The following is a 26134-nucleotide window of genomic DNA, read 5'->3' as shown; positions in this document are numbered from 1 at the left end:
ATGGGCATGCACGTCTGCATGGGAGCCACGCTGCAGTGCAGTTTCGGCGCCGCGCCGTCCAGCCTCGTGGTGCTGCCCGCGAGCGGCGTGCTCGCCGGCGGCGCGCCGGGCGCCAACATCATGGACAACAAGCCGATCGTCAACATCCTGCCCTTCGGCACCTGCAACAGCATGTCGAACCCGATGGTGGCCGCGGCCACCGCCGCCGCGCTCGGCGCGTTCACGCCCATGCCCTGCATCCCGGTGACGGCCGCGCCCTGGGCGCCGGGCTCGCCCACGGTGCTGGTGGGCGACATGCCCGCGCTGCAGGACAGCTCGAAGCTGGCCTGCAACTGGGGCGGCGTGATCCAGGTGGTCGCGCCGGGCCAGTTCACCTCCATGGTCCCCTGACACGAACGACGAACCCAAGAACGGCACGCCCGAACACCCATGTCCCAATACGTCTTCACGATGAGTTCCCGCATGGTCGCCATCACGGCGGCCTGCCTGGTGCTGCTGTGCGTCCTGCTGTTCCTGATGGGCATCGAGATCGGCAAGCTGCTGGCGCCCGCGCCGGTGCCGATGCCCGCCGCTGCTGCCCCGGCGCAGCAGCAGGCGCTGCCGCAATCCCCCTCCGCCGCGCCGGCCCCGGCTCCCGCGGCTCCAGCCCAATGACCCAACCGACCCCAAGCATGTCGAACAACGCACCACACCTCACGGGCATGCACAACGCGCTGCGCCGCCTCGCCCTTTCCACCCTGCTGGCACTCGCCGGCCTTTGCGCCGGCGCCAGCGCGCTCGCCGCGGGCGAACGGCCGGTGGTGCAGGGCACGCTCTCGGCACCTGCCGGGGCTGCCGTCGCGACCGTCGCGACTGCAGCGGCCGCAGCGCCAGCGGCAACGCCTGCCCCGGCAGCAGCAGCCTTCGCAGTCGAACCCGCCGCCCCCACGCCGCCCCCCGCGCTCGTGAACGGCCTGGTGCGCGTGGCAGACGGCCGCCTGCTCGCGCCGGACATCGCCCGCATCGTGAACCGCGGCGAGCTGGTGGTGGCCATGCTCAAGGTCGACACGCCGCCTTTCTTCTTCTTCGACGACGGCGGCCAGTGGACCGGCCTGGAGGTGGGCCTGGCCCAGTCGCTGGCCAAGGAGCTGGGCGTGAAGCTGCGCTTCAACCGCGAGGCCGGCACCTTCAACGCGGTGGTCGACCTGCTGGCCAGCGGCCAGGCCGACCTGGCGATCAGCAAGCTCTCGCGCACGCTGGCGCGCTCGCAGACCATCGCCTTCAGCGACGCTTACCTCACGCTGAACCACTCGCTGATCCTCAACCGCGTGAAGTTCGCGCAGCTCGCGCGCGGGCGGCCGCTGCCCGAGGTCATCCGCAACTTCGACGGCAGCATCGGCGTGATCGCCAAGTCGTCGTTCGCCGACTACGCGCGCACCAACTTCCCGCACGCCAAGGTGCAGGAGTACCCCACCTGGAACGACGTGCTGGTGGCCGTGCACAAGGGCGAGATCGTGAGCGCCTACCGCGACGAGTTCGAGGTCAAGCGCGTGCTCAAGGCCGACCCGACCGTCTCGCTGGTGCTGCGCACCGTGACGCTGAAGGACCTGGAGGACACGCTGGGCATCGGCGTGGCCGTGACCGACACCACGCTGCTGGCCTTCGTCAACCAGTTCCTCGCGCAGCGCGCCGAGAAGCTGGACATCCAGAAGGTGCTGCAGGCACTCGACCGCTGAGCGGCACAGCACGCCCGAATCATCATGAACACCTCCAAGATCTACGCATTCGTCCTCAACCCCTGGGTCGTGATCATCAGCCTGGGCGCAGGCGTCGCCTTCGGCATGCTCGCACCGCCGCTGGCCACGCCGCTGGCCTTCGTGGGCGACATCTACGTCGACCTGCTGAAGATGATCACGCTGCCCTTTATGGTCTCGGCCGTGATCTTCAGCCTGCAGCGCCTGTTCCGCGACGGCGGCACGGCCAGCCTGCTGGGACGGGTGGCGCTCGTGTTCCTCGCGTTCTCGGCCTTCGTGGCCATCGCGGGTGCGGCCACGCTGCTGATCCTGCGTCCCGGCGAGAACCTGCCGAGCAGCACCATGCATACCTTCGGGCAGATCGTGGGCGGCGACCTCAGCGCCAGCGACACGACCATGAACCTGCGCGGCGTGGACGAGGTCAAGAAGACCGCCAGCTTCGCCGACATGCTGGTGAGCCTGGTGCCTGCCAACATCTTCTCGGCGCTGGCCAACGGCGACACGTTGAAGACGCTGGTGTTCGCGCTGCTCTTCGGCCTGGCGGTGGGGCACGTGCCCACGCGCATCTCCGACGGGCTCACGCAGGCGCTGGAGACCGTCTACCACGCCTGCCAGACGCTGATGCGCTGGCTGAGCTTCCCGCTGCCGGTGGTGCTGTTCTGCATGAGCGCGGCCCAGCTGGGCAAGACCGGCATCGAGCCACTGCGCGCGATGGGAGCCTTCGTGATCGCCTTCCTCGTCGTGTCGGCGCTGCTGCTGGCGGTGGCGGCGGTCATCATCTGGAAGCGCTCCAACGGCACGCTGGGACAGACGCTCAACGCGCTGCGCGGCCCCTTCGCACTGGCGCTGGCCACGCGCAGCAGCGCCACCTGCATGCCAATCATGATCGAGAGCCTGGTCACGCGGCTGGGCTTCGCGCGCTCGCGCGTGGAGCTGCTGGTGCCGCTGACGGTGTCGCTGCTGCGCATCGGGCCGGTCGTGTACTACGTGTGCGCCACGCTCTTCATCGCGCAGATCTACGGCCGCTCGCTCTCACCGGTGGAGATCGGCATCGTGCTCACCTCTTCCGTGCTCGCGGGCTTCGCGTCGGCCGGCATGACGGGGCTGGTGACGGTGTCGCTGATCGGCATGACCTGCGCCTACCTGGGCCTGCCCTTCGAGGCGGCCTTCATCCTGTTCCTGGCGGTGGACCCGGTGTGCGACATGCTGCGCACGCTGGTGCTGGTCATCGGCAACACCGCCGCGGTGGCGGTGGTGTGCCCGCGGCCCCTGAAGATCTGAGGAAGGCGCCTTCATGTCACGCATCGGCGTTCTAGGCGGCATGGGTCCATCGGCGACGGTGGACTTCATGGAGAAGATCATCCAGCTCACGCCCGCCACGCGCGACCAGGAGCACCTGCCGGTGATCGTGGCGAACCTGCCCCACGTGCCCGACCGTTCCAGCGCCATCCTGGGCACGGGCCCCGACCCGCTCGACGCACTGCTCGCGGGCATCGACGTGCTCAACGACGCCCATGTGGGCGTGATCGCGATCCCCTGCAACTCGTCGCACCACTGGTACGCGCAGATCGCGGCCCACAGCCGCGCGCCGGTGATCCACATCGCGCAGTCGTGCGTGGCTGCGATCGCGACGCAGTCCGAAGACCGCCCGGTGCGCGTGGCAGTGCTCGCCACCCGCGGCGCATTGGCCTCGGGCTTCTACCAGCAGGCGCTGCGCGAGCGCCGCATCGACTTCCTCGTGCCCGACGCGGCCACCGGCCAGGACCATGTCGACGCCTGCATCCGCGCCGTGAAGGGTGGCGACGCGCGAGCAGGCGCGGCCGCGTTCGCGCATGCGCTGGAAGCGCTGGCCGCGACGGGCGCCACCGCGGTGATCATGGGCTGCACCGAGCTGCCTATCGCTGCACAGGCCGCACGCGCCGCCGAGCTCACGCCGCTCACGCTGGTCGACAGCTCGCTGGAGCTGGCCCGCGCCACAGTCGCCTTCGCGCTCGACAAGGGATGGAACAAGCCGGCATGGGTTTCCTGACGCGCATGTCCCACAGCCTGCTCGCCCTGCTGGTGTGCATGGCGGCAGGCGCCGTCGCGGGCGTGTACGTGCCCGCGCTGGGCGAGGTGGCGTACACGGCGGCGCAGGTCTACCTGGCGATCGTCAGCATGGCGGCCATTCCGCTGCTGGTGGTGGCGACCTTCTTCGGCCTGCGCCAGACCATGGGACTGCCCTTTCCGGGGCGGCGCATCGCGATGATCGCTGGCCTTGCACTGCTGCTGGTGGTGAGCTGCGCCGCGACCGGTCTCGCGCTGGGCTGGGTCAACGCGCCGGGCGCCCAGCTGGACGCCGAAGCGCGCGAACACCTCGGCGAACTGGTGCAGAAGGCGGGCGACGGCGGCGACATCGAGATGCGCCTGTACGACCACAGCACGCAGGCCACGTCGATCGAGCGCCCGCGCGCCAGCGTGGTGCCCGACAACTTCTTCCGCGTGCTCGCGGAGGGGCGCTCGCTGGGCATCCTCTCTTGCGCGCTGCTCTTCGGGCTGGCCTTCGCGGCGCTCGCGCGCACGCAGCACGCGGCCCTCAACCACATGTTCGAGGGCATCTACCGCACGCTCGAACTCATCATCGCGCGCGCCAACATCCTGCTGCCGGTGGTGGCCTTCGGCATGTCGGCGCACGTGCTGTCGCAGACCGACGCGGTGACGATCCGCGCCATGAGCGGCTTCCTGCTGCACTTCGTGGTGCTGGTGGCGCTGCTGGGCACCGCGGCCATCGCGGTGATCCACCGGCGCGGCAACCAGCCGCTGGCCGAGGTGCTGCAGCACCTGAAGACGCCGATGCTGGTGAGCCTGATGTCCTCGAGCACCACGGCGAGCATCCCGCACACCATCGAGGCGATGAGCGCGCGGCTGGGCTTCAGCCGCGGCATCGTCGAACTCGTGGTGCCCACGGCCTCGGTGTTCCTGCGCGCGGGCTCCGCGCTCTACTACGTGCTGGCGGCGCTGTTCGTCGCCAACCTCTACGACCGCACGCTCGGCGCGGCCGACATCGCCACTATCGGCATCGGCGCGACCATCGCGGCCTTCGCCTCGGCCGGCAACAACAGCATGACCAACGTGGGCTACGCGGGCATCGTGCTGTCGATGCTGCAACTGCCCATCGAGGCGGCGCTGGCGCTGTTCCTGGCCATCGACCTGATCTGCGAGGGCCCGCGCAACCTGCTGACGCTGCTGGCCACCTGCGCGCTGATCTCCGTGGTGTCGGCCGGGCTGCCTTCGGAGCGCGTGGCTGCGCCGGCCGCCGAGATCAAGCCCGCGCAGCCGCTGCGCTTCGTGTTCGCGCGCGGGCACGTCGCGCTGCTCGCGGGCTGCAGCGTGCTGGCCTCGGTGCTGATCCTGCTGATGGGCATTGCCGTGGGCGTGCGGCAGGCGCAGTCGGCGGTCACGCACGCATCCCCCGCCGCGGCGAACACAGGAATTTCGCGATGAACCGGACGAAGAACCTTCTCAAGTGGATGGCGGCGCTGCTGCTCATCGTGCAGCTGGCCGCATGCGGCAGCCTCTTTCCCAAGGGCACACGGGTGAGCTGGAACGAGCTCACGCTCTCCGCCGCACCCGGCGCCAACCAGAACAGCCCGGTGGCGGTCGACGTGGTAATGGTGCTCGACGACGCGATGCTCGCGCGCGTCACCGAGCTCACGGCCGCCAAGTGGTTCGGCGCGCGCGCCGACCTGCAGAAGACCTTTCCCCAGAGCCTGTCGTACCTCTCATGGGAACTGGTGCCGGGACAGACGATCCGCGTGCCCGCCAGCGCCATCGGCTCGCCGCGGGTGGCGGCGGTGCTCGTCTTCGCGAACTACACCACGCCCGGTGCGAACCGCATCCGGGTGGAAGACCTCAAGGGCTCGATCGTGGCCCGCTTCGATGCCCAGAGCTTCGACGTGTCGGCCGCGTCTCGCTGAACAACACGGATTCCTTCAAGTGAACCAACAACTTCAAATCAGCCGCGCGGGAGCACGCCATGTCTGACCTGCACCGCGCCGCCCCCATCACCGACCGCGTCGAGTGGCATGAAGGCATGCTGCTGTCGCCGCAGCACTTCCAGCAGTTCTCCGCGCGCATGGACACCCTCGTGGCCTGGCAGACACTGGCCGCAGCGCCCTTCGCGTGGGGCGTGCGCCGCCTGGTGTTCGACCAGGGCCTGCTGCCGGCCGGCCTGCTGCGCGTGCTGGCGCTCGAAGCCATCCTGCCCGACGGCACCGCGGTGCAGTTCTCGGCCGCCGAGGCCGCGCACGGCGCGCTCGAACTCTCGCTCGCGCCCTATGCCGAGCGGCTGGCCAACGAGCCGCTGGACATCTACCTCACGCTGCCCGTCACCGCGCCCAACCGGCATCGCGCCGCGACCGTGCGCTTCCGCTCGGTGGCCGGCGCGCCGGTGGAAGACGCAGTGTCGGACGCCGAGCCCGCGAACATACCGCGCATGCTGCCGCGCCTCGCGCTCAGCGCCGGCGCGGTGCCGCCCGGCACGCACGTCCACCTGCGCCTGGGCCAGGTCTTCAAAGACAACGAGGTGGTGAAGCTGGGCGAGGCGCAGCCGCCGCTGCTCGAAGTGGCGCGCGACAACCCGCTGTGGACGGCCGCGTCCGCCCTGCTCGGCCAGCTGCGCGGCAAGGCGGCCTTCGTGGCGAAGCAGACGGCGGTGCCCTCCTCGCGCATCGACGACCGCCTCGCCCACCTGGAGCTGAAGGACCGGCTGCGCAGCCTGCTGTCGGGCCTGCCGCACGCGGAGGCGGTGATGCGCACGCCGCACCTGCATCCGCTGCCGATGTACTGGTCGCTGTGCGCGCTGCTGGCCTCGCTGAGCCTGCTGCGTCCTGGCGGTGTGCCGCCGGTGCCGATGGACTACGACCACGCCGACCCGTCGCGCGTGTTCCAGCCGCTGCTGCTGGCGCTGCGCGACGCGGTGTCGGAAGTGAGCCAGGAGTACCGCGAGCACAAGTTCGACTTCCGCCAGGGCGCCTTCGAAACCACGCTGCAGCCGCAGTGGGTGTCGGGCGCACGCATCGTGGTGGGCCTGCGCGGGCAGTCCGACAAGGACCTGATGGCCTGGATGGACAGCGCCATCGTCGGCTCGCAGTCGGCCTACCCCTCGCTGCGCGAACGCCGCGTGCTGGGCGCGGTGCGCCGCTGCATCGAGTCGGCCGACGAGCTGGGCCTGCGCCCGGGCTCGGGCTACCTGCTCTACGCGATCCAGACCAGCCCGGGGCTGACCGTGCCCGCCGAGCTGCTGGTGATTGCCAACGCCAACGAAGGCGCCACCGTGCAGCCTCCGCAGGAAATCGTGCTGTTCATCAAGGATTGACCTGACCATGGCACGCAACCTCCCCGACCTCGCGGTCGACGACCACATCACGCGGCAGTTCCGCGCCTTCTACGACGAGATCGTGAAGGCACGCGACCGCACCGCCGAATCGCGCGAGAGCGACATCGACACCGTCGCGCAGACGCTGGCGCGCCACCTGGAGAACCTGCTGGAGCTGCAGTCGCTCGAATCGCGCCGCGAGAGCTCTCGCTTCGAGCTGGAGAACGTGGCCGACGCGCGCTACCTCAAGGCCGCGCTGGCCGACGAGATCCTGCTGCACACGCCGTGGATCGGCCGCGAGCGCTGGACGGCCCACCTGCTGGAGTCGTCGCTCTTTCGCACCAACATCGCGGGCGACCTGGTGTTCAGCCGCATCGAGGAGCTGCTGTCGGGGCGCGAGCCCTCCAAGCGCGACATCGCAAGGCTGTACCTCTTCGCGCTGGCGCTGGGCTTCCAGGGCAAGTACCGCGGCGCGGGCGAGGAAGCGCGCCTGCTGGGCTACCGCGAGGAGCTCTTCCAGTTCGTCTACCAGCGGCCGGCCGATTTCTCGGGCCGCGACCGCGTGGTCTCGGAGCGCGCCTACGCGAGCACGCTCTCGCACATCGCTCCGCGCAAGCTGCCCACGCTGAGCCGCTGGACGGTGCTGTTCCTGCTGGGCGTCGCCACGCTGCTGGCGGTGTCGGAGCTGCTGTGGCTGTGGCAGTCGTGGCCGGTGCGGCAGGTGCTGCAGCCGGGCGCGGTCGATGCATCGGGGGCCCACCTGCGATGAACGACACGCGTCTTCACAGAATTCACCGGGGGGCGTCGCGATGCTGACCGACCAGCTCTTCCTGATTTCCATCGCGGTGCTGACGCTGGTGGTGCTGCTCGTGCTCGGCATGGTGCTGTACTTCGCGGCACGGCGCTCGCACGCCAAGCCGTCGAGCGATCCGAAGGTCGCGCGCATCCGCTTCGACTCGCTGCGCAGCTCGTTCCGCCAGGCAGTGGAGCTGATTGAGGGCAACATCGCCTCGCGCGCCGACCGCTACGGCATCCCGTGGATCATGCTGCTCAACGAGGGCGACGACCATCGGCAGCTGCCCATCGAGCAGTCGGGCGTGGCGAGCGCGCTGAGCACCGAGTCGGCCTCGGCCGCGGCCACGCAGGGCATCTCGTGGCACTTCTTCGACCGCGGCGTTGTCATCGACATCCAGGGCGCCTACCTGGGTTCGCCCGACGACGACGATGCCTCCGAGAAGCCGTGGGACGAGTTCCTCGGCATGTGCCGCGCCTACCGGCCGCAGCGGCCCTTCGATTCGGTGGTCATCACCATACCGGCGGCCCTGCTGCTGGACGACAGCACCGACGGGCGGCTCGAGCTCTCCAAGCGCGCCAAGCTCGCGCACCGCCGCCTGTGGCTCGCGCAGAACCGCTTCGCGATGCGCTTCGCGGTGTACGTGCTGGTGACCGGCGCGGAGCAGCTCGAAGGCTTCAGCGCCTTCGCGAGCGCCCTGCCGGAGCCGCTGCGCGCGAGCATGCTGGGCTGGTCTTCGCCCTACGACCTGTCGACCACCTACCAGCCGGCGTGGGTCGACGAGGCGGTGGGTACCGTGGTGCGCTCGGTGTCGGACGTGTCGGCCGAGCTTTTCGCCACCGGCACAGAGCCCCAGGGCGCCGGCGCGCAGCTGCTGCTGCCTTCGCGCATCGAGGCGCTGCGCGGCCAGCTGCAGCTGTACGTCGACGAGCTGATGCGCCCCAGTGCTTACCACGAGCCCTTCTTCTTCCGCGGCATCTACCTCACGGGCGACAGCGGCGAATCGGCGCAGACGGTGGCGGCCATCGACGCCCAGCACGATGCCTACGGCCACAAGGACCTGGAGCCCGTCGGCGGCGACCTGATCGCGCAGCTGATGCGCCAGCCGGCCTTCCTGCGCGACCTGTTCGAGAAGAAGATCTTCCTGGAATACGGCCTCACGCGGCCTTCGCGCACGCAGACGCTCACGCGCCCCGTGCTGCACCGCGCGCTGCGCTGGACGGCGGTGATCTTCCTGGGCGGCTGGGGCATCGGCCTGATCGTGGCTGCCTGGCAGCTGCACCGGCACAACGCGACGCTGGTGCCGGCGCTTGCGCAGCTACAGCACGACGCGCAGTACCGCATGCGTGCGCTGCAGCGCGGCGAGACCATTCCGACCGCCTGGTACCGCAACAAGGCGCTCTTGCTGCTGGCCATGAACGAACGGCTGCGCACCGACGGCACGTATTCCTTCTTCATGCCCGGCTCCTGGCAGCCCTTCGACGACCTGAACGAGCGCGTGATCGAACGCATCGAGCGCGAGTTCGGCGACATCGCCGTGAGCACGCTGCGGCGCGAGCTGATGGCGCGCGTGAGCCAGTTGAGCGGCGTCGAGCAGGACGAAGCCACCGGCGAATTCATCGTGGGCGCGAGCTGCGGCCTGCCGCCGAGCTTCAGGACCATCGGCGACGCGCCGCGCAAGAACGGCCTGCTGGTGGAAGACCAGCCCGAGTTCGGCGCGCTGCAGCGCTACCTGGGCTCGGTCGAGCAGCTCGATGCCGCGCTGCAGGCGGTGGAGCGGCTGCGCCAGCCGGCCACCGGCAATGCGGAAGACCTTCGCGTGGCCGTGCGCTACGCGCTGGGCGCGGAACTGCCGGCCGACCTGAGCCGCAACCTGCGCTACTTCCGCCAGGCGGCCGAAGGCAATGCGCTGGCCATTCCGCTGGCACCGGTGCAGTCGGCGCTGCGCTGCGCGCTCGACAAGGGCACGGCGCAGCTCGATGCGCGGCTCTTCGTCAACAACGAGCTGCTGGTGTCGGAGCAGTCGCTCGCGCGGCTGCTGCCTTCGCTCGCGAGCACCGGCACCTTCACGCGCACCACGGCCAGCTTCCGCGAGGTGATCGCGGCCATGAAGGACCAGGAGGACCTGGTCGCCTCCGGCAAGGGCGGCTGGATGCGCCAGCCGGTGCTGGTGCTCGGCCCTTCCTACGACCGCACGATCGCGCGCATCGAGCAGAACCGGCTGCTGGGGCTCGAATCGGCAGAGGCGGTGCGAAGCCGCGCGCAGGATGCTTTCCAGAAGTTCCGCGTCGAGTTCAACCTGCGCTTCGGCGGCGCCCAGCCCGGCCTGGTGTGGCAGGACAAGGACGGCCGCTTCGCGCTGGCGCCCGAGCGCATCGCCCTGCGCGACGCCCTTACCGCGCTGCTGGCGCAGCCCTTCATGGCGCCCGCGCGCGACCGCGAACTGCCTGGCGGCGGCACCCGCACACTGGCCGTGTGGGACCTGCCGCGGCTCGACCAGGCGCTGGCCGTGGGCGACATCCGCAAGCGCTACATGAGCGAAGGCATGCAGGCCTTTCCGGCCACGCTGCGCCCGGGCATCGAGGGCGCGCTCAACGCGCACTTCGCGCAGCTGGTGGTCGACCAGGTGGCCGATGCCGCCAACGGCATGGGCGACGGCGGCCGCTCCGTCGACACCCAGGCGGCCGCCTACGAGGCCTCGCGCCAGCGCCTCGTGAAGATCCAGGCGCTGCTGTACGAACTGGGCGCCGGCTCGCGCGCCGAAGACCTTCGCGCAATGGTCTCGCGTGATGCGATGCAACGGCTGGAAGCGGTCGACGAGGCCTTCAATCAGTCGGAGCTCTACGCCATGCGCGGGCGCGACTTCCAGTCCTGGCGCGGCGAGCGCGGGCCGATGCTGGTGGCCTTCGGCGTCTCGGACGTGGGCTCGCTCGCGGCCTACCTGGGCCAGCAGTTCAACCGCGTGGAAACGCTGGGCAAGCTGGCCGACAGCTACATCGCCACGCTAGACGGCGTGGGCGCAGGCTCGGTGCTCGCGCAGCGCTGGCAGGCGATCAACCGCGACCTCGAGCGCTACCGGCTGAAGAACCCGAACAGCAGTCTGCTGCTGCTCGAACAGTTCCTGGGCACCACCGGTACCGAGATCGACCGCGAGACCTGCGGCGCGAAGCTGGCCGGCAAGGCGCCGGCCACGCGCATCGGCGACTACTTCGCCGACCGCCACCAGCAGATCTACAGCGCACTGCTCGCGCGCTGCCAGGAGCTCCAGTTCGGCGACCAGCAGGAGCTGTGGACGCAGTTCGCCACCCGCTTCAATCGCTCGCTGGCGGGCCGGCATCCGTTCGGCCCGGCGACGGGGCGCGCCTTCGAGCTCGCCGACCCGGCGGACGTGAACGACCTGCTGCGTGCGTTCGACCCGCTGTCGCGCGCGCTCAAGGAGAACCGCGGTGCAGACACCGGCGCGCGCAACGCCGGCATGCCCGGCGCCGGCGCACGCCGCTTCGCCGAGCAGTTCGCACGCTCGCGCGACTTCCTGCAGCCGCTCTTCCCGTCCGAGGAAGGCGCCGCCCCCGGCTACGACCTGAGCGTGGACTTCCGCGCGAACACCATGGCCGAGATCGAGGGCAACAAGATCATCGACTGGTCCTTCGAAGTGGGCGACCAGGCGCTGAGGCTGCGCGATGCGCCGCGCACGCTGCGCTGGGAATACGGCATGCCGGTGGCGCTGGTGCTGCGCATCGCGAAGGACTCGCCGCTGATCGCACGCGCCGACCCGCAGCAGCATGCGCTGATCACCGACGGCCAGACCGTGAGCTTCCGCTTCGCCGACCCGTGGGCGCTGTTCACGCTGGCGCAGCGGCAGCGCGAAGGCGATCCGGCGCAGCGGCCCGATGGCCGCTCGCAGCTGCTGAAGTTCGAGTTTCCGCTGGTGGCCCAGTCGGCCGGCGACGCTGCCCAGGCGCCCGACGGAGGACGCGCGCGCGTGTTCCTGCGCGTTGCCGCCAGCCCCGCCGGCAAGAAGAACGCCCTGATCTGGCCCACCGCGTTTCCCACGCGCGCTCCCGAATGGAACATGCCCTGATGGCCGCCCTGCTGTCCCCCTTGAACGCCAACGCCTACGAAGCCAACGGCGGCTTCGCGCCCGACCTCGCGACCTTTCTCTCGCCGCTGGAGGGCCCCGAAGGCCCGGCCGGCCCTCCGCTGCGCTACGACCCGGTGTGCGCCCGCATCCGCGAGGCGCGCACCGAGGAAGACGCCAGCCTGCCGATGGGCGAATGGACCCGTCCGCTCAAGAAGGCCGACTGGCGCACCACCGAGATGCTGTGCACCGAGGTCCTGCAGCGCCGCAGCAAGGACCTGCAGATGGCCGCCTGGCTCACGGAGGCCTGGGTGCACCGCCATTCGATCGACGGGCTGACCGCAGGCGCGCGGCTGCTGGAAGGGCTGGCGCGCGAGTTCTGGGAAGACGTGCACCCGCTCATCGGCGACGATGGCGACGCCGACATGCGCACCGCCACCTTCGTGTGGGTCAACGACGCCATCGCGCAGGTGCTGCTGATGCGCGTGCCGCTGCTCGCATGGCCGGACTTCTCGCCGCCCTTCATCACGCTGGGCGACTGGCAGCGCGCGCTGACCAGCGAATACGGCACGGGCGCGGCCGGCGCTGCGGGCAACGCCAAGGCCAAGGGGAAGGAAGTGGCCGAGGAGCCGAGCGCGCAGACGGTGTCGCGCCAGGACATCCTCGAGCGCGCCGCGCGCGACCTGCATGCGCTCGCCGCACTCGACGACCGGGTCGCCGTGGCCGCCGACGCATGGCGCAGCCTGGAAGCCCTGCTCGACGAACGGCTGGGCGTGGACGCACCCAGCCTGTCGAAGCTGACGGAGATGCTCGCGCGCATGCGGCAGGCGCTGCGCAGCCTGCTGCAGGGGCGCGATCCGCGCGACGAAGAAAAGCCGGCCACTCCGGCTCCGACCGGATGGGTGCCAGATGCCGAACCGCTGCCCACCGCAACTCCGATGGACGACAACGACATGAGCGACGCTCCTCCCATCTTCTTTCCTCCCCCTCCCTCCGAGGCGCTCCCACAGGCGCTGGCGGGCGGCCGCATCGGCAGCCGCGCCGAAGCCTATCGGCTGCTCGAGCTGGCGGCGGCCTACCTGATGCGCGAGGAGCCGCACAGCCCGACGCCCTACCTGGTGAACCGGGCAGTCGCCTGGGGCCGCATGCCGCTGCCGCAGCTGATGCAGGAAGTGCTGCGGGAAGACGGGGATCTGAATCGGTACTTCTCGATGATCGGCGTCAGGCCTGACGTCTGAACGGAGCCTTTGGCATGCCTCGCTATCTCAAACGCACCGGCCAGCACGTGTATGTCGATGGCTTGCATCTGCTCTCGCTCTGCGAGCGCTTGACGAAAGAGGCGGCACTGCCAGGCGCTCCGGTCGGCAATGGAAGCCCTGCGTCACCCTACACCATGGACAATGCCGGAGCCTGGGTCGCACGCTGGCGCCAGTCGACGCGGGAGGCGATGGTCTACTACAAGCTGGCGGGCCGGCTGATCAGCAAGAACCACAAGGTGTACATGGGCGACGTGGAGCCTGCCTACCTGCAGTCCACGAGCATCTTGGAGAGTTCGCTCAAGGCCTTTAGATCCAGATACGGCAGGTTGCCCAAGCTCAATCTGCACTACCGCTATGCGATCACCGCGATATCGGTGATCAAGGCATCGCTGGCGCTCAATCACGCGGCGTGGCAGGCGTTGCGGATCGAGAAAACGGGAACGCCTCCAGCACACTGGACCGCGTCCATCCTGAGTGCGCATCTGCTCGACATGGCCAGAACTTCCGGAGCCGCATCGAACGACCCCAATGACTACATCGATGAGAAGGACAGGACGCTCATCCAGGAATGGGCCGCCAAGAACGCAATCCATGACCCACAGTACCAACTGTTAGCGCAAAGGGTCGTAGATCCAGGCCTCATCTATGCGAAGAGCACCGAGAGCGTCTACGGAGGAACGCGGCCCGCTCCGTGGAACGAGATACGCCACTCTCCCGTGCTTGCCAAGGCGGTCCGATCCCTGATGAAGGGCCAATCCCCGTCTCTGACAACGGGCTCTGGAGGATATGACAAGGACTATGCCCGCAAGCAGCTGTTGCTGCCGGTCATGACCATGGCGATCTTCCATGCGGAGCCGGCAAGAAATCCGCGTGCGTGGCCCATCAACCTGATGATCCTGGACCTTGCGGAGTCCAGCACGGCCCGCTTCACGTGGGACGCCATACTCTGGCATCCGCTTGCGATTCCGCAATCCGCCACGACAGGTACAGGTCAAGCACTCGCCACACCCCTGCAGGGCCCAAGGGGACCACATCTTCCAGACGTCCCCATAGTGGGCCGGCAGCCGACAGCGCAGGAAAAGCTAGCGCATGCGGCGGCGGAGCGCGTCATGGTGCCGATCACCAGTACGCTGAAGCTTCACCTTGTCGGCGGACTGCTGCCGGCAAGTCCGACCGATGGCGGGCGAATCGGCGGTCGACCGCTCTGGTCGCAGAACAGGTTCGCCGCGACTCAGGCTTTCGACTTTATTCATCAAAAAGAGATCGATGTGCTGTTTCAGTGGCTATTGAGGTTTCCCGAGATCGCCACTCATTGGGGTATCCAGGACCCGCCGGCGAATGGCGCCACGATCATCCAGGCGGCTCATGTGCTGCAACGTCAAGTTCCCGCCGATCCCGCAACGACCACCGGCTTGACGCGCATCGCGGCCCGTCTGCAAACCAGGGTGGGAACGCTGGATCACATGCAGCCCTAGCCCGCGCTGCGCCTCTCCCGGATTTCCCCTTCGGCTCAGCAGGCTCACAACGGCTGACACCACATCTTCTACAAGCACCCTACGAACGATTTCGATATGGCTACGTCTGCTCCCCTCTTCAACGCCCTCGCGAGCGCCAAGTTCACGCACAAGTACGAAGTCGTATGGGCCGAGCTGTCCGGCGCCGAGTTCAACACCAGGACAAAAGCCTGGCTCAAACTGCTCGGCAAGGTGATCGGCGGGCCCTCCAGCAAGGAGCGAAAGGCGCTCGCGCAGGAGTTCCTGCAGTTCCTCTACGTCTACAAGCAGATGCTGGAGAAGCTCACGCAGGGCACGCACTCGCCGGAGCCCGCGCTGGTGCTGCAGAAGATGAACGACTTCAACGCCGAGTACAAGCGGCAGTTCGGCAGCCTGCTGGACATGCCCATCCTGCGCCTGCCCAGCGAGCTCGCCTCGGTCGCCGACAAGATGGCGGTGAACGCGGTGCGCCGCGACCTCATCGTGCGCAAGAAGCAGTTGCTCAAGTTCTGGATGGACGGCCTGCGCAACGGCTCGGAGTACATGGAGGACGTGTCGCTCTCGCTGCAGTACATGGGCAACAACGAGCCGGCCAAGGTGCGCCTGTTCCTCGACGTGCTGTGCAAGGACCTCACGAAGATCAGGTTTGCCGATCCGCGGCCCTGGCTGCAGACCAGCGGCAAGGTCGAGACCGGCCTCATGCGCGGCGGCGAGAACGGCAGGTTTGGCAAGGTGACCTGGACCGACGAGGAGTTCAAGAAGGCGGTGAAGGCCGAGGCCTCGGTCGGCTACGGCGTGCGCGCCACGGGCGAGTGCGTGATCGAGATCACCGGGCTGCGCGCGGAGTTCAAGGCCGACGCGTTCGCCGGCGGCTCCGCATCCGTCGAGGCCGAAGCAAGCTACGAGCGCGGCAAGGGCGTGACGGCCAAGGCGAGCGTCGAGGCGATGGTCGGCGTGAAGATCAAGCTCGACGCGAAGATCGACGTGTCCGACATCTTCCTGATCGAGGCCAGTGCCGAGGCCTTCGCGGGCGCCATGGCCAAGGCCGAGGTCGAGTTCAACGCCACCGTCGACGGCGTGAAGTTCAAGGTCGGTGCCGAGGCCTTCGCCGGCGCGCGGGTCACGGGCGAGGCATCGCTCTCGGTTCGCATGTGCGGCTACGACATAGTGAAGGGCACGGCCAAGGGCTCGCTCTCGGCGGGCGTGGGCGCATCGTTCTCGCTGGAGTTCGAGTCCTCGGCCTTCGGCGGCTCCAAGCTCGGCATCGAGGCCGACGTGACGCTGGGCGTGGGTGCCGGCGGCGGCGGCGAGTTCACCGTCTACCAGGACAACATCGGCCGCGCGTTCAACTCGCTCTTCTACAGCGCCTACCTCACGCTGCTGGGACAGTCGAAGGAGCGCGACACCTGGCGCACCTACTTCCGCGACCTGGAAGACAACCAGATCCTCTTCGAGCGGGCCGACAAGATCATCGACGAGGCGCTGACCGGCTGCTACATCGAATACCAGACGAACTTCACGCAGCTGCAGGCCTGGAAGCAGATGGAGGCGCTGTCCTGCTTCAAGGCGAACAAGCCGATCGCGGATGTGATTGCGCTCTGAGAGCGCTCGTCGTCAACACTGAACATCATGGCGCGCTATACCTGCCTCAACCTCAGCTGCGGACGAACCACGGAGAACGCGTGGATGCCAGTGAAGACATGCCCTCACTGCAAGGGCACCGTCCTGCGCCCGGAGGTCACGACAACGGTGCCCTCTTCCAGCCAGCCGGTCGTGCGCACCGTGGCCCCGATCGGCAAGGCGACAACGTCGAAACCACCGGGCAAGGCCACGATCCCGACTCCGACCCAGACGTCATCGGGCAAGGCACTGACGGTCGCCATGCCGCCGCATCCGCTTCTGTTGAGCGACATTCTTGTTCAGCTCTTCGAGCTGTTCGACGAACGCAGCGTCGGCCTGCTCGCACGGGTATGCAGGCGCTGGCACCACGCGGCCACCATCGTGCTTCGGCGCTACGTGGCCGATGCGCGCGGATTCGGCTCGGGATCGGGGCTCACGATGAAAAGCCAGATACTGGGGTTGCTTGCGAACACCAGGAACCTCTCGCTGGCGGTGGACAAGTTCATGCCGGTCAGCTACGGTGACAGCGACAGCATCCTTGCGTACATCGTCAAGCACAGGATCAAGCTCACGCTGAAACTGGGCACTCCGAATCAGAAGCTCCTGGAGCAGTTGCAGAAGGCATCGCAGAATCCTCATTTCATATACCAGCGGCACGAAATCCAGGCCCTGAGGAAGCAACGCAAGAAGCCGGCTCTTCTTGACTACAAGGCTGAGACCATCACCCAGTTCAGCGACCTCGAGCACGAACTGGACAGCGGGCACGTTCAGACGGGCCTGATGCACAACAAGTTCTGGATTCTCGACAACAACGGCATCGTCACCGGATCGCCCAACGTGAGCTTCTCCGCCATGGAGGGCGGCAACTTCGAGAGTTGCATCTACATCCGAAGCGCCAAGCTGGCGCCGCTCTATCAGCGCTACTTCCAGTTGCTAAGCAAGCCCTACTCCGCCGATTCCCTGGATTGGCAGGCCTTCGAAAAACAGGTCGCTCACTACAACAGTAGCTCCACTCGGGTGAAGGCCGCGTTTGCTCCCACCGTGAACATCAGCAACTTCATCGTGGAGAACCTGCTCGGCGCAATAAAGATCACCGTTCGCCAGTTTCTCGTGAGCACGGCAGGCATCGACGACGACTACAGCATCGTGCCCGTTCTCTGCAAGATGGCCGAGCAAGGGGCTGACATCGAAGTCTTCCTCGACGAGGCTGCCTACGACAAATACCGATTCGTGCAGGAGGCCGCTGTGCGACTGATGCAAAGCGGCGGCAAGGTCTATGTGCAGACACCGGTGACGGTGGTGGGCGGGCAGGAGCGTCTGCAGCACGACAAGCTGATTCTTGCCACCTTTCACAACGGCGTGAAACGCACGCTGCTGGGCAGCGCGGGCGCCACGGTCAGCGTGATCGCCAACATCAACGCGGAGAACTTTCTCTGTCTCGATCTTCCTACGGTCTATGACGAGCTGATGGCGCACCATCGGAATACCCAAGAGGGCAGGACGACCACGCCGCTGGTGCTCAAGTAGCGATCCTGCGAAGGGGCATGGCGACAGCCCTGTGCCGCCGAGCGGCCTCGGAGAAGCCGCCGCCCTCAACCCAGCGCGTCGTTCACCTGCTCTCTGAACTCGCTCAGGCTCACCGCCGCGCCGATCTCCCTCGGCAGCGCGTCGCGCACCGAGAACACGCCCAGCACCTTCGCGCCCGCCACCAGCGGCAGGTGGCGAAAGCCTCGCTCCAGCATCAGCACCACAGCGTCGGAGACCAGCGTCTCGGGCGGCACGCAGATCGGGTTGGGGGTCATCACGTCGCGCACTGCCGTGCCGTCGGGGTCGAGCCCCTTGGCGAGCACGCGGGTCATGAGGTCGCGCTCCGTCAATATGCCCAGCAGCGTGTCGGGCAGCTCCATGACGAGCACGCTGCCGCAGTTGGCGCGCGTCATCGCGCAGGCTGCGTCGCGCACGGTGGCCTGCGGTGCCAGGCTGAGCACGTGCTTGCGCGAGATCGATTGAAAAACGGTGCGCTCGGCCATGATGCGCCCTCCGTGAGTCGAACCCCGAATATTGACGCCGGCCGTTGCTCAGCGCAAGGAGGCGTTGAGCCGTTCCAGCGCCTGGGCGCCGGGGCACAGCTGTTCCGGCCCCAATGCATTGAGCGGCCGGTCGCAGGTGTTGAGTGCTGTGTGGAGGTCGGTGGCCAGCGGGTCGACGTAGAGCAGCCCCGTCACCACCTCGCCCATCTCGTGATGCCGCTGCATGTAGGCCATGGCGGCGAACCGGTCGCCCGGGTCGTAGTCCGGGTGCAGGCTGCGCAGGCGCAGCAGCGTGCCGTCGTGCTGGCGCACGTCCATCACCTCGCCGGGCTCCATGTCCACGGCGATCTCCTCCCGCCCACTGATGAAGTCGATGCGGCTGACCGCCTCGTTGTGCTCCCGGATGTAGTCGTAGCTCTTGGTGCTGCCCGGGTGGTTGTTGAAGGCCACGCAGGGGCTGATCACGTCGATGAAGGCCGAGCCGCCATGGCTGATCGCGCCCTTGATGAGCGGCACCAGCTGCGCCTTGTTGCCCGAAAAGCCCCGGCCCACGTAGCTCGCGCCGAGCTGCAGCGCCATGGCCACCAGGTCGACCGGGCTGTCGGTGTTGACCACGCCCTTCTTGCTCTTCGAGCCCTGGTCGGCGGTCGCCGAGAACTGCCCCTTGGTGAGGCCGTAGACGCCGTTGTTCTCGACGATGTATGCCATGCGCACGCCGCGCCGCATGGCGTGCGCGAACTGGCCCAGACCGATGGAGGCCGAGTCGCCGTCGCCCGAGACGCCCAGGTACAGCAGGTCGCGGTTGGCCAGGTTGGCGCCGGTCAGCACGCTGGGCATGCGGCCGTGCACGGTGTTGAAGCCGTGCGATGCGCCGAGGAAGTAGTCCGGCGTCTTCGAGCTGCAGCCGATGCCGGAGAGCTTGGCCACGCGATGCGGCTCGATGTCGAGCTCCCAGCAGGCCTCGATGATCGAGGCCGAGATGGAGTCGTGCCCGCACCCCGCGCACAGCGTTGAAATCTTTCCTTCGTAGTCGCGGCGCGTGTAGCCGACCTTGTTGGTCGCCAGCGTCGGATGCCGCAGCTTAGGCTTGGCGAGGTAGGTCATGCGGGCTCCTTCGCACCGGTGGTGGCCGTGCCTTGCGCGGTCGACTTGCCGACCTGCGCCTCGATCGCCTGCACGATGAAGCGCGCGGTGATGGGCGTTCCGTCGAAGTGCAGCACGCGCACCAGCTTGGCCGGATCGGCATCCAGCTCGTTGACCAGCAGGCTGCGCATCTGAGCGTCGCGGTTCTGCTCGACCACGAACACGCGCTCATGCCCGGCCAGGAACTGCACCACGCTCTCGGGAAACGGGAATGCACGCAGCCGCATCGCGTCGAGATGGATGCCGCGCTCTTCCAGCTCCTGCAGCGCCTCGTGCATGGAGGGGCTGGTCGAGCCGAAATAGATCACGCCCAGGTCGGTCTTCTGCGAAGCAGGCTTCAGCACCGGCTGCGGCACCAGCGTGGCCGCGGTCGCGAACTTCTTCAGCAGCCGCTCCATGTTGTAGATGTAGTCCGGCCCGCGCTCAGAGTAGCGCGCATAGGCATCGCGCGTGGTGCCGCGCGTGAAGTAGCTGCCCTTGGTGGGATGCGTGCCCGGCAGCGTGCGCCACGGGATGCCGTCGCCGTCGACGTCCTTGTAGCGGCCGAAGTCGCGGCCCGCCTCCAGCTCTTCGGCAGTCATGACCTTGCCGCGGTCATAGGCCCTGCTGTCGTCCCATTCGAAGGGCTTGCACAGGCGCTGGTTCATGCCGATGTCGAGGTCGGTCATCACGAACACCGGCGTCTGCAGCCGGTCGGCCAGGTCCAGCGCCGCTGCCGCGTGCTCGAAGCACTCGTGAGGGTCTTCGGGAAAGAGCAGCACGTGCCTGGTGTCGCCGTGCGACGCATAGGCGCAGCAAAGAATGTCGGCCTGCTGCGTGCGCGTGGGCATGCCGGTCGAAGGGCCGCCGCGCTGCACGTTGATGAGGGTGACGGGAATCTCCGCGAAGTACGCCAACCCGATGAACTCCGTCATGAGCGAGATTCCCGGCCCCGAGGTCGCGGTGAAGGCCCTCGCGCCGTTCCACCCGGCGCCGACCACCACGCCGATCGAGGCCAGCTCGTCCTCGGCCTGCACGATGGCGAAGCGGTGCTGGCCGGTGGACTGGTCGACGCGGAACTTGGTGCAGTACTTCTGGAAGGCCTCGGCCACGGACGACGAAGGCGTGATCGGATACCAAGCCGCCACCGTCGCGCCGCCGTACACGCAGCCCAGCGCCGCCGCGCTGTTGCCGTCCACGAAGATCCTGTCGCCTACCCGGTCGGCGCGCCGCACCTTCAGGCCAACGGGCTCGCGCAGGTTCTCGCGCGCGAAGTCGCAGCCCAGGTGCAGCGCCTGCACATTCGAGGCAAGCAGCTTCTCCTTGCCCTTGTACTGTTCGGAGAACAGCTTCTCGACCACCTCGGGCTCGATGCCCAGCAGGATGGCCAGCGCGCCCACGTAGACGATGTTCTTGAACAGCTGCCGCTGCCGCGGGTCTTGATAGACCGCGTTGCAGATCTCGGTGAGCGGCATGCCGATCACGCGGATGTCGTCGCGGAACTTCGAGGGCGGCAGCGGCCGCGTGCTGTCGTAGAACAGATAGCCGCCGGGCTCCAGCTCGGCGATGTCGGCGTCCCAGGTCTGCGGGTTCATCGCCACCATCATGTCGGTGCCGCCGCGCCGGCCGAGGTGGCCTTCTTCCGTCACGCGCACCTCGTACCAGGTCGGGAGGCCGTGGATGTTGCTGGGAAAGATGTTGCGCGGGCTCACCGGCACGCCCATGCGCAGGATGGCCTTGGCGAACAGCTCGTTGGCCGAGGCCGAGCCCGAGCCGTTGACGTTGGCGAACTTGATGACGAAGTCGTTGACCGCCTCGATCTGCTTCATGCGGTCTCCTTCCGGACTTGCTGTTCGGCGGCCTTCTCCTGGCCTGCGAGCGTCATCTTCAGCAGGAACTTCTGCATGTCCCACGCGCCGGTCGGGCAGCGTTCGGCGCACAGGCCGCAGTGCAGGCAGACGTCTTCGTCCTTCACCATCACGCGGCCTGTCTTCAGTCCGCCGGACACGTACAGGTCCTGCGCCAGGTTCAGCGCGGGCGCCTTCAGCCGCGGGCGCAGGCTCTCTTCATCGGCGTTCTCGACGAAGTTGATGCAGTCCATCGGGCAGATGTCCACGCAGGCGTCGCATTCGATGCAGGCGGGCTCGTTGAACACCGTCTGCACGTCGCAGTTCAGGCAGCGCGCGGCCTCCTTGAAGGCGGTGGCGGCGTCGAAGCCCAGCTCCACCTCCACGCGGATGCTCGCCAGCGCCGCCTCTGCCTTGGCCCACGGCACCTTGTAGCGCAGGTCGTTGGAGGTGTCGTTGTCGTAGCTCCACTCGTGGATGCCCATCTTCTGCGACACCAGGTTGGTCATGGGTGGCGGACGGACCTCGATCGGCTCCGCGCGCAGCAGCTTGTCGATGGACACCGCGGCCTCGTGGCCGTGGGCCACCGCGGTGATGATGTTCTTCGGCCCGAAGGCCGCGTCGCCGCCGAAGAACACGTTGGACACCGTCGACTGGAAGGTGAACGCATCGAGCACCGGCAGGCCCCACTTGTCGAAGTCGATGCCGCAGTCGCGCTCGATCCAGGGAAACGAATTCTCCTGGCCCACCGCCACCAGCACCTCGTCGCACTCGAAGTACGCATCGGGCTCGCCCGTGGGCTCCAGCGTGCGGCGGCCCTTGTCGTCGTAGACCGCCTTGACGATCTCGAAGCGCATGCCCACGAGCTTGCCGTTGTCGTGGACGAAGGCCTTGGGCACGTGGAAGTTGATGATCGGGATGCCCTCGTGCGCGGCGTCCTCCTTCTCCCAGGGCGAGGCCTTCATCTCGTCGAAGCCGCTGCGCACGATGACCTTCACGTCGCTGCCGCCGAGGCGCCGGGCCGAGCGGCAGCAGTCCATCGCCGTGTTGCCGCCACCCAGCACGATCACGCGCCGGCCGATGCTGCTGACGTGCCCGAAAGAGACGGAGCTCAGCCAGTCGATGCCGATGTGGATGCTGGCCGCCGCCTCCTTGCGGCCCGGAATGTCGAGGTCGCGGCCGCGCGGTGCGCCGCAGCCGACGAAGATCGCGTCCCAGCCCTGGCCCATCAGCGCCTTCATCGAATCGATGCGCTCACCGCCGCGGAACTCGGCGCCCAGGTCGAGCACGTAGCCCGTCTCCTCGTCGATGATCGACTCGGGCAGGCGGAAGCGCGGTATCTGCGTTCGGATGAAGCCGCCGGGCTTGGCCTCACCGTCGAACACGGTCACCTCGTAGCCCAGCGGCGCCAGGTCGCGCGCGACGGTGAGCGAGGCCGGCCCTGCGCCGATGCAGGCCACGCGCTTGCCGTTCTTCGGCACGGGCTTGGGCATGCGCGCGCGCACGTCCTCCTTCATGTCGGCAGCCACGCGCTTGAGCCTGCAGATGGCTACCGGCTCCGGGGCCTCCGTATTGCTTTCTTCCACACGGCCGCGCCGGCAGGCCGGCTCGCAGGGCCTGTCGCAGGTGCGCCCGAGGATGCCGGGGAAGACGTTGGAGACCCAGTTGACCATGTACGCGTCGCCGTATCGGCGCTGCGCGATCATGCGTATGTACTCGGGGACGGGAGTGTGCGCCGGACAGGCGTACTGGCAATCGACGACCTTGTGGAAGTAGGCCGGGTTGGCAATGTTCGTTCGCTGCAACACGTGTCTCCTGGCTGTCGCCCGGAACCCCGCAGGGGCCGACGAGTGGCTTGTGGCGCTTTTTGGCGGAGTATGCGCCCCGCCGACGGAAGCGCAAGCTTGGTGGAATCCCGCACGGTCCGCCGCGCAGCGCCAAGGCATCTGCGCCGACAGGGCGATTCCCCCGCCCGCAGCCGGATGCGCCCACAATGTCCGCCGGTCATTCCACGGGGACGACACCATGAGCGTTTTGCACATGTTCCTGCCTGTATGCGAGCCGGCGCGCAGCGAGGCGCTGGCGCAGTTGCGGAAGACGCACCACTTGCCCCGCCACCTCGTCAAGGGCATCGCGATCAGGCACCACGCAGAGACGGAACCGGCCGCCGCGCCGGACGCACAGCAGGCCCAGACAGCGCAGCAGCAGGCCTCGCAGGAACCGGCCTCGCCGCAGTAGTAAGTAGTTGAGGCCGAATCCAGGTTCCCTGCTCGCGCGTGCTGCACGTACAGCGCATGAGAAAGAGCATCTGCTGCTTGCTCATTAATTTCATTATTCGAGTATTATTGAATAATGGAAGAATCAAAAGTCATCCAATCGCTCGCGGCGCTTGCGCAGCCCCTGCGCCTTCGCGTCTTTCGCGCCCTCGTGGTGGCCGGCCCCGAAGGCCTGACACCGGGGGCGCTGGTCGAGGCCATGGAAGTGCCGGCCACGAGCCTGTCTTTCCACCTGAAGGAGCTGACCAATTCCGGCCTGATCACGCAGGAGCGCAACGGCCGCAACCTGGTCTACAGGGCCGCCTTCGATCAGATGGACGCGCTGCTGGGCTTCCTCACCGAAAACTGCTGCGCAGGCGCTTCCTGTGCGGTCGACGACAGAACCAAGTCCTGCAAGAGCCAAGGAGCCACGTCATGAAGCGATTCCACGTCCACCTGCACGTCGACGACCTCGACCGGAGCATCACGTTCTATTCCCGCCTGTTCGCCGCCGAGCCCGCGCGCGTCGAAGCCGACTACGCCAAGTGGATGCTCGAAGACCCGCGCCTGAACTTCGCGATCTCGACCTTCGGCAGCGGCAAGGGCATCGACCATCTCGGCATACAGGCGGAGGACGAGGGCGAACTGGCGCAGTTGCGCTCGCGCGCCGAGCTGGCCGACAGGTCGCTGCTCGACGAGGGCGAAACCAGCTGCTGCTATGCCCGCAGCGAAAAGCACTGGGTGACCGACCCGCAGGGCATCGCCTGGGAACACTACCGCACGCTCGACTCCGTGCCCGTCCACAACAAGCCGGACCAGCAGGCGGGCGCCTGCTGCACCGCCGCTCCCGGCAAGGCCGAAGCCTGCTGCTGAGCCACCAAGTCCCCTGCCCCCAAAGACCTCAAGTTCCCATGACCGACACCACCACGCCGCTCAACGTGCTCTTTCTCTGCACGCACAACTCGGCGCGCAGCATCCTCGCCGAAGCGATACTCAACGACATCGGCGGCGGGCGCTTCAAGGCCTACTCGGCCGGCAGCAGCCCGCGCGAGAACCAGCAGCCCAACCCCATGGCCATCGAGGTGCTGCGCAAGGCGGGCATCGAGACCGCGGGCCTGCGCAGCAAGAGCTGGGACGAGTTCGGCAAGCCCGATGCGCCGCGCATGAACCTTGTCGTCACCGTGTGCGACAACGCCGCGGGAGAGGCCTGCCCCTACTGGCCCGGCCAGCCGGCCACGGCCCACTGGGGCTATGCCGATCCCTCGGAAGTAGCGGGCGACGACGAACGCAAGCGAGAGGCCTTCCGCCAGACCCTGCACGCGATCCGCCGCCGCCTGGGACTGCTGGTGAACCTGCCGGCCGCCAGCCTCGACGGGATGTCGCTGCAGGCCACCGCGCGCGAACTCGCCAAGAGCTGAAGCGCGATGTCGTCCTCCATCGCGCCGCCCGACGCGGACCGGTCCGCCGCCCCGCCCCCGATGGGCGGCTTCGAGCGCTATCTCACCGTGTGGGTGGCGCTATGCATCGTCGCAGGCGTGGCGCTGGGCCAATGGTTTCCCTCCGCCTTCCAGGCGGTCGCGCGCCTCGAGATCGCCAAGGTCAACCTGCCTGTGGGCATGCTCATCTGGGTGATGATCGTTCCGATGCTCCTGAAGATCGACTTCGGAGCGCTCGGACAGGTCAAGGCGCACTGGCGCGGCATCGGCGTGACACTGGCGGTCAACTGGCTCGTCAAGCCCTTCTCGATGGCGCTGCTGGGCTGGCTCTTTGTGCGCCATGCATTCGCGACGCTGCTGCCGGCGGACCAGCTCGACAGCTACGTGGCGGGCCTGATCCTGCTCGCGGCCGCGCCGTGCACGGCGATGGTCTTCGTCTGGAGCCAGCTCTGCCGCGGCGATCCGTACTTCACCCTGTCGCAGGTCGCGCTCAACGACGCGCTGATGGTGGTGGGCTTCGCGCCGCTGGTGGCGCTGCTGCTGGGGCTGTCGTCGATCACCGTGCCCTGGGCCACGCTGCTCATCTCGGTGGGCCTCTACATCGTGGTGCCGGTCGTCATCGCCCAGCTGCTGCGCCGGCATCTCCTGCAAAAAGGACAGGCGCGGCTGCAGGCCGTGGGCGCCCGGCTCGGCCGCTGGTCCATGGGCGCACTGCTGCTCACGCTGGTGCTTCTCTTCGCGTTCCAGGGCGAGGCGATCATCGCCCAGCCGCTGGTGATCGCGCTGCTGGCCGTTCCGATCCTCTGCCAGGTCGTGTTGAACTCGGGGCTGGCCTACCTGCCGAACCGCAAGCTCGGCGTTGCACACTGCGTCGCGGGGCCGTCGGCACTCATCGGCGCGAGCAACTTCTTCGAGCTTGCGGTGGCGACCGCCATCAGTCTGTTCGGCTTCCAGTCGGGTGCGGCGCTGGCGACCGTCGTGGGCGTGCTGATCGAAGTGCCGCTCATGCTGGCCGTGGTGTCCGTGGTGACGCGCACCCGCGGCTGGTACGAACAGGGGCTGAGTCGCTGAACAACCGGTGTGGCACCATGCCGTGCCCGAGGCCATCGGCC

The 26134-nt window shown here is 67.9% G+C and carries 23 protein-coding genes; 19 read left to right on the top strand and 4 right to left on the bottom strand.

Features of this window, described 5'->3' with window-relative positions; genetic code table 11:
- From ACTJLF_RS11165 to ACTJLF_RS11100, 14 genes are all read left to right on the top strand, one after another.
- Complete coding sequence (locus ACTJLF_RS11165; RefSeq protein ID WP_019654818.1) at positions 1-390, top strand: DUF4280 domain-containing protein; 390 nt, start codon at positions 1-3, stop codon at positions 388-390.
- Between the two features lie 39 nt (positions 391-429).
- Complete coding sequence (locus ACTJLF_RS11160; RefSeq protein ID WP_026346389.1) at positions 430-654, top strand: hypothetical protein; 225 nt, start codon at positions 430-432, stop codon at positions 652-654.
- 17 nt (positions 655-671) lie between these two features.
- The gene (locus ACTJLF_RS11155; protein WP_440883073.1) at positions 672-1715 is read left to right on the top strand and encodes an ABC transporter substrate-binding protein; all 1044 of its coding nucleotides are present in this window, start codon (positions 672-674) and stop codon (positions 1713-1715) included.
- A 24-nt stretch (positions 1716-1739) separates the two neighbouring features.
- Positions 1740-3014, top strand: coding sequence for a dicarboxylate/amino acid:cation symporter (locus ACTJLF_RS11150; RefSeq protein ID WP_126185496.1), 1275 nt, complete (start codon positions 1740-1742; stop codon positions 3012-3014).
- 13 nt (positions 3015-3027) lie between these two features.
- The gene (locus ACTJLF_RS11145; RefSeq protein WP_440883072.1) at positions 3028-3762 is read left to right on the top strand and encodes an aspartate/glutamate racemase family protein; all 735 of its coding nucleotides are present in this window, start codon (positions 3028-3030) and stop codon (positions 3760-3762) included.
- Positions 3750-5216, top strand: coding sequence for a cation:dicarboxylate symporter family transporter (locus ACTJLF_RS11140; RefSeq protein WP_132755543.1), 1467 nt, complete (start codon positions 3750-3752; stop codon positions 5214-5216). The genes ACTJLF_RS11145 and ACTJLF_RS11140 overlap by 13 nt, the downstream gene beginning before the upstream one ends.
- Positions 5213-5689, top strand: a complete 477-nt coding sequence (locus ACTJLF_RS11135) for a hypothetical protein (protein WP_440883071.1) — start codon at positions 5213-5215, stop codon at positions 5687-5689. Before ACTJLF_RS11140 ends, ACTJLF_RS11135 begins: the two co-directional genes overlap by 4 nt.
- Positions 5690-5748: 59 nt before the next feature.
- The gene (gene tssK / locus ACTJLF_RS11130) at positions 5749-7089 is read left to right on the top strand and encodes a type VI secretion system baseplate subunit TssK (RefSeq protein WP_019654811.1); all 1341 of its coding nucleotides are present in this window, start codon (positions 5749-5751) and stop codon (positions 7087-7089) included.
- 7 nt (positions 7090-7096) lie between these two features.
- On the top strand, positions 7097-7858 hold the full coding sequence (locus ACTJLF_RS11125) for a DotU family type IV/VI secretion system protein (RefSeq protein ID WP_019654810.1): 762 nt from the start codon (positions 7097-7099) through the stop codon (positions 7856-7858).
- 40 nt (positions 7859-7898) lie between these two features.
- Entirely contained in the window at positions 7899-11963 is a 4065-nt protein-coding gene (locus tag ACTJLF_RS11120; protein ID WP_440883070.1) for a type VI secretion system protein, read from the top strand.
- A complete protein-coding gene (tssA, locus tag ACTJLF_RS11115) occupies positions 11963-13198 on the top strand; it encodes a type VI secretion system protein TssA (protein WP_440883069.1) in 1236 nt (411 codons plus the stop codon). The genes ACTJLF_RS11120 and tssA overlap by 1 nt, the downstream gene beginning before the upstream one ends.
- Before the next feature lie 14 nt (positions 13199-13212).
- A complete protein-coding gene (locus tag ACTJLF_RS11110; RefSeq protein ID WP_440883068.1) occupies positions 13213-14694 on the top strand; it encodes a hypothetical protein in 1482 nt (493 codons plus the stop codon).
- Between the two features lie 96 nt (positions 14695-14790).
- On the top strand, positions 14791-16314 hold the full coding sequence (locus tag ACTJLF_RS11105) for a hypothetical protein (protein WP_440883067.1): 1524 nt from the start codon (positions 14791-14793) through the stop codon (positions 16312-16314).
- Between the two features lie 27 nt (positions 16315-16341).
- Positions 16342-17859, top strand: a complete 1518-nt coding sequence (locus ACTJLF_RS11100; protein ID WP_440883066.1) for a phospholipase D-like domain-containing protein — start codon at positions 16342-16344, stop codon at positions 17857-17859.
- 65 nt (positions 17860-17924) lie between these two features.
- Here ACTJLF_RS11100 and ACTJLF_RS11095 read toward each other — a convergent pair whose 3' ends face one another.
- From ACTJLF_RS11095 to ACTJLF_RS11080, 4 genes are read right to left on the bottom strand one after another with little or no spacing between them, the layout of a single operon-like run.
- Positions 17925-18362, bottom strand: coding sequence for a CBS domain-containing protein (locus tag ACTJLF_RS11095; protein WP_019654805.1), 438 nt, complete (start codon positions 18360-18362; stop codon positions 17925-17927).
- A 48-nt stretch (positions 18363-18410) separates the two neighbouring features.
- On the bottom strand, positions 18411-19466 hold the full coding sequence (locus ACTJLF_RS11090) for a 2-oxoacid:ferredoxin oxidoreductase subunit beta (protein WP_019654804.1): 1056 nt from the start codon (positions 19464-19466) through the stop codon (positions 18411-18413).
- Positions 19463-21313, bottom strand: coding sequence for a 2-oxoacid:acceptor oxidoreductase subunit alpha (locus ACTJLF_RS11085; RefSeq protein WP_440883065.1), 1851 nt, complete (start codon positions 21311-21313; stop codon positions 19463-19465). Before ACTJLF_RS11085 ends, ACTJLF_RS11090 begins: the two co-directional genes overlap by 4 nt.
- Positions 21310-23136, bottom strand: a complete 1827-nt coding sequence (locus tag ACTJLF_RS11080; protein ID WP_440883064.1) for an FAD-dependent oxidoreductase — start codon at positions 23134-23136, stop codon at positions 21310-21312. The genes ACTJLF_RS11085 and ACTJLF_RS11080 overlap by 4 nt, the downstream gene beginning before the upstream one ends.
- Before the next feature lie 220 nt (positions 23137-23356).
- On the opposite strand from ACTJLF_RS11080, the gene ACTJLF_RS11075 reads away from it, so the two are divergent.
- The 5 genes from ACTJLF_RS11075 (at position 23357) to arsB (ending at position 26093) form a co-directional block, all read left to right on the top strand.
- Complete coding sequence (locus tag ACTJLF_RS11075) at positions 23357-23569, top strand: hypothetical protein (RefSeq protein WP_240650128.1); 213 nt, start codon at positions 23357-23359, stop codon at positions 23567-23569.
- Positions 23570-23683: 114 nt separating this feature from the next.
- Complete coding sequence (locus ACTJLF_RS11070) at positions 23684-24025, top strand: ArsR/SmtB family transcription factor (protein ID WP_019654800.1); 342 nt, start codon at positions 23684-23686, stop codon at positions 24023-24025.
- Positions 24022-24459 carry an ArsI/CadI family heavy metal resistance metalloenzyme gene (locus ACTJLF_RS11065; protein WP_440883063.1) on the top strand — a complete coding sequence of 146 codons (438 nt, stop codon included), beginning with the start codon at positions 24022-24024 and terminating at the stop codon, positions 24457-24459. Before ACTJLF_RS11070 ends, ACTJLF_RS11065 begins: the two co-directional genes overlap by 4 nt.
- A 38-nt stretch (positions 24460-24497) precedes the next feature.
- Entirely contained in the window at positions 24498-25004 is a 507-nt protein-coding gene (locus ACTJLF_RS11060; protein ID WP_440883062.1) for an arsenate reductase ArsC, read from the top strand.
- A gap of 6 nt (positions 25005-25010) precedes the next feature.
- A complete protein-coding gene (gene arsB, locus ACTJLF_RS11055; RefSeq protein WP_440883061.1) occupies positions 25011-26093 on the top strand; it encodes an ACR3 family arsenite efflux transporter in 1083 nt (360 codons plus the stop codon).
- Positions 26094-26134 lie beyond the last annotated feature (41 nt).

Source organism: Variovorax sp. 22077 (assembly GCF_052044195.1).
Lineage (GTDB): Bacteria > Pseudomonadota > Gammaproteobacteria > Burkholderiales > Burkholderiaceae_C > Variovorax > Variovorax atrisoli.
This window is presented reverse-complemented; position numbering and strand designations above follow the sequence as displayed.

Bases quoted from the DNA above. Each gene is read 5' to 3' on its own strand.
- ACTJLF_RS11110 (WP_440883068.1), top strand. From the start codon at position 13,213: ATGCCTCGCTATCTCAAACGCACCGGCCAGCACGTGTATGTCGATGGC.
- ACTJLF_RS11165 (WP_019654818.1), top strand. From the start codon at position 1: ATGGGCATGCACGTCTGCATGGGAGCCACGCTGCAGTGCAGTTTCGGC.
- ACTJLF_RS11155 (WP_440883073.1), top strand. From the start codon at position 672: ATGTCGAACAACGCACCACACCTCACGGGCATGCACAACGCGCTGCGC.
- arsB (WP_440883061.1), top strand. From the start codon at position 25,011: ATGTCGTCCTCCATCGCGCCGCCCGACGCGGACCGGTCCGCCGCCCCG.
- ACTJLF_RS11145 (WP_440883072.1), top strand. From the start codon at position 3,028: ATGTCACGCATCGGCGTTCTAGGCGGCATGGGTCCATCGGCGACGGTG.
- ACTJLF_RS11070 (WP_019654800.1), top strand. From the start codon at position 23,684: ATGGAAGAATCAAAAGTCATCCAATCGCTCGCGGCGCTTGCGCAGCCC.
- ACTJLF_RS11100 (WP_440883066.1), top strand. From the start codon at position 16,342: ATGGCGCGCTATACCTGCCTCAACCTCAGCTGCGGACGAACCACGGAG.
- ACTJLF_RS11125 (WP_019654810.1), top strand. From the start codon at position 7,097: ATGGCACGCAACCTCCCCGACCTCGCGGTCGACGACCACATCACGCGG.
- ACTJLF_RS11135 (WP_440883071.1), top strand. From the start codon at position 5,213: ATGAACCGGACGAAGAACCTTCTCAAGTGGATGGCGGCGCTGCTGCTC.
- ACTJLF_RS11105 (WP_440883067.1), top strand. From the start codon at position 14,791: ATGGCTACGTCTGCTCCCCTCTTCAACGCCCTCGCGAGCGCCAAGTTC.
- ACTJLF_RS11140 (WP_132755543.1), top strand. From the start codon at position 3,750: ATGGGTTTCCTGACGCGCATGTCCCACAGCCTGCTCGCCCTGCTGGTG.
- tssK (WP_019654811.1), top strand. From the start codon at position 5,749: ATGTCTGACCTGCACCGCGCCGCCCCCATCACCGACCGCGTCGAGTGG.
- ACTJLF_RS11075 (WP_240650128.1), top strand. From the start codon at position 23,357: ATGAGCGTTTTGCACATGTTCCTGCCTGTATGCGAGCCGGCGCGCAGC.
- tssA (WP_440883069.1), top strand. From the start codon at position 11,963: ATGGCCGCCCTGCTGTCCCCCTTGAACGCCAACGCCTACGAAGCCAAC.
- ACTJLF_RS11085 (WP_440883065.1), bottom strand. From the start codon at position 21,313: ATGAAGCAGATCGAGGCGGTCAACGACTTCGTCATCAAGTTCGCCAAC.
- ACTJLF_RS11095 (WP_019654805.1), bottom strand. From the start codon at position 18,362: ATGGCCGAGCGCACCGTTTTTCAATCGATCTCGCGCAAGCACGTGCTC.
- ACTJLF_RS11060 (WP_440883062.1), top strand. From the start codon at position 24,498: ATGACCGACACCACCACGCCGCTCAACGTGCTCTTTCTCTGCACGCAC.
- ACTJLF_RS11090 (WP_019654804.1), bottom strand. From the start codon at position 19,466: ATGACCTACCTCGCCAAGCCTAAGCTGCGGCATCCGACGCTGGCGACC.
- ACTJLF_RS11150 (WP_126185496.1), top strand. From the start codon at position 1,740: ATGAACACCTCCAAGATCTACGCATTCGTCCTCAACCCCTGGGTCGTG.
- ACTJLF_RS11065 (WP_440883063.1), top strand. From the start codon at position 24,022: ATGAAGCGATTCCACGTCCACCTGCACGTCGACGACCTCGACCGGAGC.
- ACTJLF_RS11160 (WP_026346389.1), top strand. From the start codon at position 430: ATGTCCCAATACGTCTTCACGATGAGTTCCCGCATGGTCGCCATCACG.
- ACTJLF_RS11120 (WP_440883070.1), top strand. From the start codon at position 7,899: ATGCTGACCGACCAGCTCTTCCTGATTTCCATCGCGGTGCTGACGCTG.